Source organism: Acidovorax delafieldii 2AN, assembly GCF_000175235.1.
GTDB classification, from domain to species: Bacteria; Pseudomonadota; Gammaproteobacteria; order Burkholderiales; family Burkholderiaceae_C; genus Acidovorax; species Acidovorax delafieldii_B.
In genome coordinates this window covers 21,687-31,226 of the sequence record NZ_ACQT01000027.1, presented here as the reverse complement: position 1 = coordinate 31,226, position 9,540 = coordinate 21,687, and the positions used below count along the sequence as shown (strand labels likewise).

The window sequence follows — 9,540 nt, the reverse complement described above, 5'->3', positions numbered from 1 at the left end:
CGGTCGCCGCGCAGGCGGCACAGCGCGCGGTCTGGCAGCCCCAGCAGCTCCTGGCCGTCCAGCCGGATGCTGCCGCTGGCCTGCGCGGCCTCTGGCAGCAGGCCCATGAGCGCCAGCGCGGTGAGCGACTTGCCGCAACCGGACTCGCCCACGAGCCCCAGGGTTTCGCCGCGCCGCAGCGTGAAGTCGATGCCGCGCACCGCATCGGCGGCGCCCCGGTGCGTTTGCAGGCGGATGCGCAGGTTGGTGACTTGCAGCAGGGGTGTGGGTGCGGTGGGCATGGTTCGGGCGGGCTCAGCGCTTGCGTGCCAGGCGGGGGTCGAGCAGATCGCGCAGGCCGTCGCCCAGCAGGTTCAGGCCCAGCACCGCCAAGGCAATGGCCATGCCAGGCCATACGGCCAGCAGCGGTGCCTGGAACATCAGGGTCTGGGCGTCGCTGAGCATGCGGCCCCACGAAGGTTCGGGGGGCTGCGTGCCCAGGCCCAGGTACGAGAGCGCCGCCTCGGCCAGGATGGCAATCGCAAACTGCACCGTGGCCTGCACGATCAGCACCGAGGCAATGTTGGGCAGCACATGCTCAAGCGAAATGCGCACGCTGCCCTTGCCGCAGGCGCGCGCGGCCAGGATGAATTCGCGCGACCACACCGCGTTGGCCGAGGCGCGCGTCACCCGCGCGAAAGTGGGGATGTTGAAGATGCCGATGGCAATGATCGAATTCACGATGCCGGCGCCAAACACCGCCGTCATCATGATGGCGGACAGGATGGCCGGAAAGGCGAACGTGAAGTCGGCCAGCCGCATGATGGCTTCTTCCACCCAGCCGCGCCGTGCCGAGGCCAGCAGCCCGAGGCCCACGCCCACGCCCATGCCGATGCCCACAGCGATCACCCCCACGAGCAGCGAATTGCGTGCGCCCGCCAGCAGCAGTGACGCCACGTCGCGGCCAAAGGCATCGGTGCCTAGCCAGTGCTGGGCCGTGGGGGGCTGCAGCTTGGAGGACAGGTCCATCTCGTAGGGCGACCAGGGCGTCCAGGCCAGCGACAGGGCTGCAGCGGCCAGCAGCAGCGCCACCAGCACGGCGCCCGTAACAAAGCTGCGGTGGCCCAGGGCGCGGCGCAGCCAGCGGTGATGTGGCGACGCGATGGATGATGAAATCGCTGCGCTCATGGGTGCGTTGCCCTCTTTTCGAGAAGCGCCCGGCGCTGGAAGCCGGTGCGCCGGAAAACCAGGGCCGCCGTGGAACCGGCCCTGCCAGGCCATGGGTGGCGTCCCCCTGGGGGGATGGTGCGCAGCGGCTCAGGGGGGAACCTCATATGTCGCTGGCTTTCACCCGGGGGTCGATGGCGGCATACAGCAGGTCGACAAAGAAATTGACCAGCACCACCATCGCCGCCAGCAGCATCACGCAGTTGCGCACCACGACCAGGTCGCGGTTGGCGATCGACTGGAAAATCAGCCGGCCCAGGCCCGGCAGGTAGAAGACGTTTTCGACCACGATGGTGCCCGCCAGCAAATTGGCGAACTGCAGGCCCATCACGGTGACGACCGGGATCATGGCGTTGCGCAGCACATGGCCCCACAGCGCGGCCCGCCGCGAAAGGCCCTTGGCCCGCGCCGTGCGCACGAAGTCCTCGCGCAGCACATCCAGCACGGCCGAGCGCGTGATGCGCGCCAGAATGGCCGCCTGCACCACCGCCAGTGCGGTGGCCGGCAGCAACAGCGCCTTCAGGGCTTCAAGGGGGCTGCCGCCGCTGTCTTCGCTCCAGCCCGGAAACCCCCCCGCGGAAAACCATTGCAGCTTCACCGAGAACAGCAAAATCAGCAGGATGGCGAACCAGAAGTTGGGAATGGCTATGCCCAGCTGGGCCAGGCCCATCACGCCCAGGTCACCCCAGCGGTTGTGCCGCGCGGCGGCGTACACACCCGCCGCCAGCGCCAGCACGGTGCTGAGTGCCATGGCCATCAACGCCAGCGGAACCGTGAGCGCCAGGCGCTCGAGCACGAGTTGCAGAACCGGACTGCCATAGGCCGCGCTGTCGCCCAGGTCTCCCACCACGAGGCCCGCCACCCATTGCCAGTAGCGTTGCGCGGCGGGGCGATCGAGCCCCAACTGGGTTGCAAGGGCCGCAACGGCTTCCGGTGATGCATCCGGCCCCATGAGCACCTGGGCGGCGTTGCCCGGCAGGATGTCCAGTACCACGAAAACGACCACGGAAGCGCCCAGCAGCGTGGCCAGCAGCGTGAGAAAGCGCTTGAGGAGGAAGTAACCCATGGTTCGTGGCGTGGGCCGCCGGCGCGAAGGGCGGGGCGGCAAAAAGCGATTGCCTGCGCAGCATACCGACAAAGCACCCCTGGTGGCGGTGGTGGGTTGTTCGCGCGGGGAGGGTGCGGGGGCACGGCGCGGGATAATGGTAAACATGAAGACCGTCTCCTTGCCCTCATTGCACCCGTGCCAACCTCTTTCGGGGAGGCGCGCATGGCACTGAGGATCACCGACGAATGCATCAACTGCGATGTGTGCGAGCCCGAATGCCCCAACCAGGCCATCACGCTCGGTCAGGAGATCTACGAGATCGACCCCGACAAGTGCACCGAATGTGTGGGACATTTCGACGAGCCCCAGTGCGTGCAGCTGTGCCCGGTGTCGTGCATTCCGGTGGACCCGCAGCACGTGGAAAGCCGTGAGACGCTGTGGCAGAAGTTCCAGCGTTTGCAGGCGGCGACCAAGGTTTGAGTGCTTGAGCCCTGATGCGCTTGCCTGGCGGGCGGAATTCGCTATTTAATCAATAGCAACGCGTGGGCAGGCGCAGGGGGGGGCGGCGCTGGGGCGCGCCGTCTTCCGGCTCGCCGCGACCTCACCGGTCTTCGGGACGGGGCGGCTTCGGGCGCGGGGGCTTGGTGGTGTGGACCAGCAGCGTGGCCTTGTCCATGTCGCCAGCGAGCATGGCGGCGTGGGCCTTGAGGGAATGCTCAATGCTGTCCTCGATCAACGTACGCTGGTCGGGTGAGGGTTTCTTCAGCACCCAGTTGGCCACCTCGGCCTTGACGCCCGGGTGGCCGATGCCGATGCGCAGGCGCCAGTAGTCGGGCGAGCCCAGTTGGGCATGGATGTCTCGCAGGCCGTTGTGGCCTGCATGGCTGCCGCCGCGCTTGAGCTTCACCTGGCCGGGGGGAATGTCCAGTTCATCGTGCGCCACGAGGATTTCCTCGGGCTGGATCTTGAAGAACCGGGCCAGTGCCGCTACCGATTTTCCGGAGAGGTTCATGAACGTCTGGGGCTGCAGCAGCCAGACGCTCTGGCCGTGCACGCTGGTGCGGGCCACCAGTCCGTGGTAGCTGCGCTCGGGGACCAGCGTGGCCTTGAGCTCGTGCGCCAGCGCATCTATCCACCAGAAGCCTGCGTTGTGGCGGGTGGCCTCGTAGTCGGGCCCCGGGTTGCCCAGGCCCACAAACAGTTTGATCATGTGCGCAATTATCGGTGGCGACCAATGAAAACGGCCCACACAAGTGGGCCGTTGGATGCGGCACTGCCGAGGCAGTGCCGCAGAGACCGGTGCGCCGGCCTTACTTCTTGCCCTTGCCCTTGCCCTTGGCATCGGCGGCGGCAGGTGCCGCGTCGGCGGCAGGCGCTTCCACTTCCACCACGGGGTTGGCCACGGAAACCAGCACGGGGTTGTTGTTCTGGCCGCCACGGATCACGGCGCTCACACCCTTGGGCAGCTTAATGTCCTTGAGGTGCAGCGAAACACCCTTCTTCAGCGTGCTCAGATCCACGGCGATGAACTCGGGCAGGTCGGAAGGCATGCAGGTCACGTCGAGTTCGTTCACGACGGGGTTCACCATGCACTTGTCCACCTTGACTGCATCGGACTCTTCTGCATTGCTGAAATGCAGTGGCACCTTCATGTGCAGTTTGGTCTTGTCGTCCACGCGCTGGAAGTCAATGTGCAGCACCAGTTGCTTGTAGGGGTGGTATTGCACGTCACGCAGCAGAACCTTGCTGGTGGTGCCGGCCACTTCCATGTCCAGCACGCTGGAGTGGAAGGCTTCTTTCTTGAGGGCGTGCCACAGTGCGTTGTGGTCCACCTCGATCAGTTGGGGTTCGGCAGAACCGCCATACACGATGCCGGGCGTCTTGCCCGAATTGCGCAGACGGCGGCTCGCACCCGTACCCTGCTTGGCGCGCTCATAAGCGACGAAGTTCATAGTTAGCTCCTGAAAAGGGATGACCGCGACCAGTCCATCCCCGTTGAAAAAAGGCCTGTTCGCCCCGATGGCGGCAAGCCCACAGCAATGCCCTCGAACAGTCAAGCCTCCCGAAGGAGGCCTGAAGCATCTTGACCTGCGCTCGGCACGCCCTGCATGGGCGCGCCAGACGCTCAGAAAAGATTCTCTTGGTCCGAGAACAAACTCATGACCGACTCACCCTTGGCAATGCGCTGGATCGTCTCGGCGATCAGCGGAGCCACGGAGAGCTGGCGGATTTTTGCGCAACCCTTGGCGTTGTCGCTCAAGGGAATGGTATTGGTCACCACCACTTCGTCGAGGGCGGAACCCTGGGCGATGCGTTCGATGGCCGGACCGGAAAAAATGGGGTGCGTGCAATAGGCATACACCTTCTTGGCGCCGCGCTCCTTGAGCACTTCGGCCGCCTTTACCAGCGTGCCGGCGGTGTCGATCATGTCGTCCATGATCACGCAGTTGCGCCCGTCGATCTCGCCGATCACGTGCATCACTTCCGACACGTTGGCTTTGGGGCGACGCTTGTCGATGATGGCCAGATCGCAGCCGAGTTGCTTGGCAAGGGCGCGTGCGCGAACAACACCGCCCACGTCTGGCGAGACGACGATGAGGTCGTCGTAGTTCTTCTGGCGCAGATCGCCCAGCAGCACGGGCGAGGCGTAGATGTTGTCGACCGGAATGTCGAAGAAACCCTGGATCTGATCGGCATGCAGGTCCATGGTCAGGACGCGGGCCACACCCACGGCCTGCAGCATGTTGGCCACTACCTTGGCAGAGATGGGCACGCGCGTCGAGCGGGGGCGGCGGTCCTGGCGGGCATAGCCGAAATAGGGGATCACGGCGCTGATGCGTTCGGCCGAGGCGCGCTTGAGCGCATCGACCATGATCAGCAATTCCATCAGGTTTTCGTTGGTAGGCGCGCAGGTGGACTGCACCACGAAAACGTCGCGGGCCCGCACGTTCTGTTTGATTTCAACGGTGACTTCACCGTCGGAGAAGCGACCCACATCGGCAGCACCCAGGGTGGTGCCAAGGTGTTGGGCAATTTCAGCTGCCATGCCAGGATTGGCATTGCCGGTGAAAACCATGAAGTCGGGGTGGTTGGCTTGCATGAGCGTCCCAGCAGCAGTTTGAAAAAAAAGCCTGTACGCGAAAAGAAATTTGGCAGGGGAGAAAGGATTCGAACCTTTGCATGCCGGAATCAAAATCCGGTGCCTTAACCAGCTTGGCGACTCCCCTACACAGGTCGACTGCAAATGCAGCCAACCTCAATTCTCATCGGATGCCCATCCTGCCAGAGGATGAAGCATCAGATTTTCACATGCTCCGACCTGCCAATCGCCTGGGGCGCCTTGAAGATCAACATCACGCGAAATCTGCGCAAACACTGCACTGCCTGAACCAGTCATCCTGCCTTGCAATCCGCGTGATTCAAGCCACTGAATGGCATGGGTCACATCGGGGCACAGGGCCTGGGCAACTGTTTGCAGGTCATTACAACCGAAATTGTAGTGTGCTGCAGCAAAGCCTAAGATTGTAGCACTATCTGAATCTCGTTTCAGGGTTGGATGAGAAAAAATTGATTTTGTCTCCAGACCCGCCGCGGGTTTCACTACCGCAAATCGTGCTTGCGGTAGTTGATGTGCGTTCTCAAGCGGCGTGATTATCTCACCAATTCCTTCCACCCAGGCGTTGCGGCCGCGCAAAAAGAAGGGCACGTCGGCGCCTAGGCCCAGCCCGATGGATTCAAGCTGCGTCAGGGGCAGGTTGAGTTTCCAGAGGCGATTCAGCGCCAGAAGCGTGCTGGCGGCATCCGATGATCCGCCCCCCATGCCCGCCTGCGCGGGAATCCTCTTGAGCACCCCGATATGGGCGCCCAAGGGGCACCTCGCGGCTTCCTGCAGTGCCTGGGCGGCCCGCAGGCAAAGGTCGTTGTCCGGCAGGGGAGGGCCCAGGTCTTCGCGGGTGAGGCGGCCGTCGCTGCGTGGTTCGAAGTGCAGGGTGTCGCACCAGTCGATCAGCATGAAGGCGGACTGGATCAGGTGGTAGCCGTCGGGCCTACGGCCCACGATATGCAGAAACAGGTTGAGCTTGGCCGGGGCGGGCACGTCGTAAAGAGCTTGCATGGTGTCAGTGGGTCAGGGCGATGCGCAGCGTAGCCTGCGGCTGCGGCGCAAAGCGGTACGCGACCAGCCGCCCCTGTGCAATGGCCGACAGATCGGCCTGCCAACCTTGGGCCGTGGCCGGATTGCCCTCCAGCCAACTGAACAGCGCTGCCACGGGAATATCCGCCCCCAGGGCCTCCTGCAGCAACGCATCCAAGGACTCGGATTGCCGGGTCTGCTCTGCGGTGATGAGTTCCGCGTGGCCAGCACCCCAGCGCAGTTGTGCCAGCGTACCGCCAAGAGGGGTGAACACCTCGAACCGGCCTTGTTGCGCCGTGCCCGAAAGCTCGAACGATGCCGAAAAGGATTGCGACGCTTGTCCTTCCACCTGCAGGGCCAGGCGGCCTACCCACAGCGTGCGGCCCAAGTTTTCAGGCGCGGGGCCAGGCTGGGCGCAACCTGTCAGCAACACAAGAACCAGAGACAGAAGCCACAGGGGCGCGCGACGCGCCAGGCGGTGGCCAGGCCCTGAAGGCAGGCGCTCCGAAAAGGCTCGCTGCATCAGGGCTTGGCTCCCAGCCTTTTCAGGGTTTCCTGCAGGGTTTCGTTGTCGGGGTTGAGTCGCAGTCCTTCACGCCACACCTCGGCGGCACGCTCCCGGTCGCCGGAAGTCCAGAGCACCTCGCCCAGATGGGCCGCGATCTCCGCGTCGGGACGGCTCTTGAAAGCGTTGGACAGGAGGCGCACGGCTTCAGCGCGGTTGCCCAGCCGGAATTCGACCCAGCCGAGACTGTCCGTGATAAACGGATCGTTTGGTGCGTATTCCAGCGCTTTGCCGATGAGGCCGCGGGCCTCTTCCAGTCGAATCCCCCGTTCGGCCAGCGAATACCCGAGCGCGTTGTATGCGTGGTGGTAGTCGGGTTGCCGTGCAATCAGCTGTTTGAGCAACTGCTCCATCAAAGGGAGGTCGCCCGATTTTTCGGCCAGCATGGCCTGGTCGTAGACCAATTCGTTGTCATCGGGGGCCTGTGCCACCAGTTCAGCCTGGATGGACAAGGCTTCTTTGAACAATCGCATCTCCTGCAAAAGCTGTACTTCGGCTTGCAGCTTGGTGCGAATCTGGTCGGGCGTGTTGCCCGGCAATGCGCGAAGCAGCGCACGGGCCTGCTCGAGCTTGCCCTGGTGCGCGAGCAACGAGGCGCGGCGCCTTTGGGCGCTGAGCAATTCTTCGGGCTTGTCGATGCGTGCGAGCCAGGATTCTGCGGCGGCGTAGTCTTTTTTCTTCTCGGAGATTTGCGCGTACAGAAGGTAGGCCTGGGTCAGGCCACGCTGCTGGATGTCGGGGTCCATCGAAGCAGCGCTGGTCAACTCGATGAAGCGTTGCAGCGATTTTTCTGCCTCGGGCAGCCGGTTGTCCTGCAACTGCAGGGTGGCCAAGGCGAGCCAAGCCTCTTTTTGATCGGGTTTGTCACGGGTGACGGTTTCGAGCTGTTCGCGTGCCGCAGCATAGCGTTGCTGGCCCAGCAGCACCCGGGCATAGGCGGTGCGCAGGTCGGGGGCGGAATTCCGGGCGAGTTGGGCGGTAACCGATGTTTCCGCTTCGGCAACGCCTTCTTCCATCAGCTCCAACAGCAGCAGGGTGGCGCCCTCATTGGCACTGTCGAGCGCCAGCGCCCGCCGTGCAGCTTCGAGAGCTCCGCCCTTGTCCCCCGCTGCAAGGCGCATGCGGCCCAGCGATGTCCACGCCACTGGGCCGGTGGCGGGATGCAGAAGTTCGGCGCTCAGCCCCTGTTCGACCACGCGTGCTGCAAGTGCCTTGTCGCCAGCGCGGCCATACAACTGAGGAATGGCCGACAAGGCCGCGGCCCTGGATGCATTGGGCATCTGCGCGAGTTCCTGGCGCAGCAGTTCTGGCGTTTCCTCAATCCGATTGAGCGCGATAAGGATCTGCAGCGTGTAGCGATTGGCTTCGCGCGAGTCGGGCTGGGCTTCTTTCCAGGCACGTGCAGCCGCCAGGGCGTATTCTCCAGACCGGGCCTGCAACGCGATGTCGGCGGCTCGGCGGTACAAAGCGCTCTCTCCGCTGCGCCGGGCCGCTTCCAGCATGAGGGCGTAGCCCGCCCCGGGGTCTCCGGACTGCGTGGTCAGTTCGCCCAGAAAGATCTCATAGAACAGCTCGGCGCCCAGCTCTGCACTGGAGGCAGAGGACTCTGAGGATTGCGGGTTTTTGCGCTCTTGCTCCGGCGGCGACTGTGCCAAGCCCGTGGCGGCGGAGGCCACAAGAGCGGCAGTGACGAGGGTGGCCCGAAAGCGATGAGATTGCACCATCAGTCCATAATAATCCATGCGTTCAAACCTTCTTCATGGGCCTTTGCATGCCTGAGTTGCCCGAAGTGGAAGTGACCCGGCGCAGTCTGGCCGAAGTGATCACGGGCGCCCGGATTGAGGCGGTTCGGCTTGGTAAACCCTTGAGGTGGCCGCTGGGTTGTGCGCCCTCGATCCTGGTGGGGCAGCATATGGTTGCGCTGCGCCGCCGGGGCAAATACCTGCTGATAGATCTTGACAAGGGGCTCTTGCTGCTGCACCTGGGCATGTCTGGCAGCCTGCGTTTCATTCGCGATCAGGCTCCACCTGGCGTGCATGACCATGTCGACCTGGTGACATCCAAGGGCGTCTTGCGCTTGCACGATCCACGTCGTTTTGGTGCCCTGGTCTATGCAGCAAACGAAGATGATGCAGTGGCGCAGAAATTGCTGGGTGGGCTCGGGATGGAGCCGCTTTCCGAAACATTTACGGAAGCCGCGCTTCTCGCCGGGCTCAAGGCGAGCCGCGCGCCTGTCAAGCAGGTGCTGCTGGCGGGCAGGTTGGTTGTGGGGGTGGGCAATATCTATGCGTCTGAGGCGCTTTTCCTCGCGGGCATCCGTCCCACGGTCGCGGGCAACCTGATAGGCCCCATCCGGGCCCGCAGGCTCCACGCTGCCATCAAGACGGTGTTGGCGCGCGCGGTGGAGCTGGGGGGAAGCACGCTGCGGGATTTTTCCAATGCGGACGGTATGGCGGGCCATTTCCAGCATGAGGCAAACGTATACGGCAGGGCTGGAGCGCCCTGTCACCGCTGCGGGCGGGCGGTACAGATGATCCGACAGGGTCAGCGCAGCAGCTATTTCTGTCCCGGGTGCCAACGTCCTTGATC

Annotated in this window: 11 protein-coding genes and 1 tRNA gene; 2 read left to right on the top strand and 10 right to left on the bottom strand. The window is 63.9% G+C overall.

The annotated features are described in order from the left end of the window. The 3 genes from ACDELDRAFT_RS06615 to ACDELDRAFT_RS06605 form a co-directional block, all read right to left on the bottom strand. A partial coding sequence (locus ACDELDRAFT_RS06615; RefSeq protein ID WP_005794784.1) for an ATP-binding cassette domain-containing protein occupies positions 1-281 on the bottom strand: 281 nt, incomplete at its 3' end. Between the two features lie 13 nt (positions 282-294). Then, a complete protein-coding gene (locus ACDELDRAFT_RS06610) occupies positions 295-1,167 on the bottom strand; it encodes an ABC transporter permease (protein ID WP_005794783.1) in 873 nt (290 codons plus the stop codon). A gap of 142 nt (positions 1,168-1,309) precedes the next feature. Further along, entirely contained in the window at positions 1,310-2,272 is a 963-nt protein-coding gene (locus ACDELDRAFT_RS06605) for an ABC transporter permease (protein WP_040328308.1), read from the bottom strand. A 204-nt stretch (positions 2,273-2,476) separates the two neighbouring features. Here ACDELDRAFT_RS06605 and ACDELDRAFT_RS06600 point away from each other — a divergent pair, with 204 nt between their 5' ends. Beyond that, entirely contained in the window at positions 2,477-2,734 is a 258-nt protein-coding gene (locus ACDELDRAFT_RS06600) for a YfhL family 4Fe-4S dicluster ferredoxin (protein ID WP_005794779.1), read from the top strand. 121 nt (positions 2,735-2,855) lie between these two features. On the opposite strand, the gene pth is transcribed toward ACDELDRAFT_RS06600, so the two are convergent. The 7 genes from pth to ACDELDRAFT_RS06565 all read right to left on the bottom strand — a co-directional run bounded on the left by pth (position 2,856) and on the right by ACDELDRAFT_RS06565 (position 8,693). Then, positions 2,856-3,464 (bottom strand): aminoacyl-tRNA hydrolase, encoded by a 609-nt coding sequence (gene pth, locus ACDELDRAFT_RS06595; protein ID WP_005794776.1) that lies wholly within the window; start codon positions 3,462-3,464, stop codon positions 2,856-2,858. A 100-nt stretch (positions 3,465-3,564) separates the two neighbouring features. Continuing rightward, on the bottom strand, positions 3,565-4,206 hold the full coding sequence (locus ACDELDRAFT_RS06590) for a 50S ribosomal protein L25/general stress protein Ctc (RefSeq protein ID WP_005794774.1): 642 nt from the start codon (positions 4,204-4,206) through the stop codon (positions 3,565-3,567). A 173-nt stretch (positions 4,207-4,379) separates the two neighbouring features. Further along, positions 4,380-5,354, bottom strand: a complete 975-nt coding sequence (locus tag ACDELDRAFT_RS06585) for a ribose-phosphate pyrophosphokinase (RefSeq protein ID WP_005794773.1) — start codon at positions 5,352-5,354, stop codon at positions 4,380-4,382. A gap of 50 nt (positions 5,355-5,404) precedes the next feature. Next, positions 5,405-5,481: transfer RNA gene (locus tag ACDELDRAFT_RS06580), tRNA-Gln, on the bottom strand. A gap of 29 nt (positions 5,482-5,510) precedes the next feature. Next, on the bottom strand, positions 5,511-6,368 hold the full coding sequence (gene ispE, locus ACDELDRAFT_RS06575; protein WP_005794771.1) for a 4-(cytidine 5'-diphospho)-2-C-methyl-D-erythritol kinase: 858 nt from the start codon (positions 6,366-6,368) through the stop codon (positions 5,511-5,513). 4 nt (positions 6,369-6,372) lie between these two features. After that, positions 6,373-6,774: an outer membrane lipoprotein LolB gene (locus ACDELDRAFT_RS06570; RefSeq protein ID WP_232504729.1), complete on the bottom strand. Its 402-nt coding sequence runs from the start codon at positions 6,772-6,774 to the stop codon at positions 6,373-6,375. 134 nt (positions 6,775-6,908) lie between these two features. Beyond that, entirely contained in the window at positions 6,909-8,693 is a 1,785-nt protein-coding gene (locus ACDELDRAFT_RS06565) for a tetratricopeptide repeat protein (protein WP_005794767.1), read from the bottom strand. A 29-nt stretch (positions 8,694-8,722) separates the two neighbouring features. Between ACDELDRAFT_RS06565 and mutM the strand changes: the two genes are divergently transcribed. Next, positions 8,723-9,538, top strand: coding sequence for a bifunctional DNA-formamidopyrimidine glycosylase/DNA-(apurinic or apyrimidinic site) lyase (gene mutM, locus ACDELDRAFT_RS06560; RefSeq protein ID WP_005794766.1), 816 nt, complete (start codon positions 8,723-8,725; stop codon positions 9,536-9,538). The last annotated feature ends 2 nt before the right edge of the window (positions 9,539-9,540 follow it).

Bases quoted from the DNA above. Each gene is read 5' to 3' on its own strand.
- ACDELDRAFT_RS06585 (WP_005794773.1), bottom strand. From the start codon at position 5,354: ATGCAAGCCAACCACCCCGACTTCATGGTTTTCACCGGCAATGCCAAT.
- ACDELDRAFT_RS06610 (WP_005794783.1), bottom strand. From the start codon at position 1,167: ATGAGCGCAGCGATTTCATCATCCATCGCGTCGCCACATCACCGCTGG.
- ACDELDRAFT_RS06605 (WP_040328308.1), bottom strand. From the start codon at position 2,272: ATGGGTTACTTCCTCCTCAAGCGCTTTCTCACGCTGCTGGCCACGCTG.
- pth (WP_005794776.1), bottom strand. From the start codon at position 3,464: ATGATCAAACTGTTTGTGGGCCTGGGCAACCCGGGGCCCGACTACGAG.
- ACDELDRAFT_RS06590 (WP_005794774.1), bottom strand. From the start codon at position 4,206: ATGAACTTCGTCGCTTATGAGCGCGCCAAGCAGGGTACGGGTGCGAGC.
- ispE (WP_005794771.1), bottom strand. From the start codon at position 6,368: ATGCAAGCTCTTTACGACGTGCCCGCCCCGGCCAAGCTCAACCTGTTT.
- mutM (WP_005794766.1), top strand. From the start codon at position 8,723: ATGCCTGAGTTGCCCGAAGTGGAAGTGACCCGGCGCAGTCTGGCCGAA.
- ACDELDRAFT_RS06600 (WP_005794779.1), top strand. From the start codon at position 2,477: ATGGCACTGAGGATCACCGACGAATGCATCAACTGCGATGTGTGCGAG.
- ACDELDRAFT_RS06565 (WP_005794767.1), bottom strand. From the start codon at position 8,693: ATGGATTATTATGGACTGATGGTGCAATCTCATCGCTTTCGGGCCACC.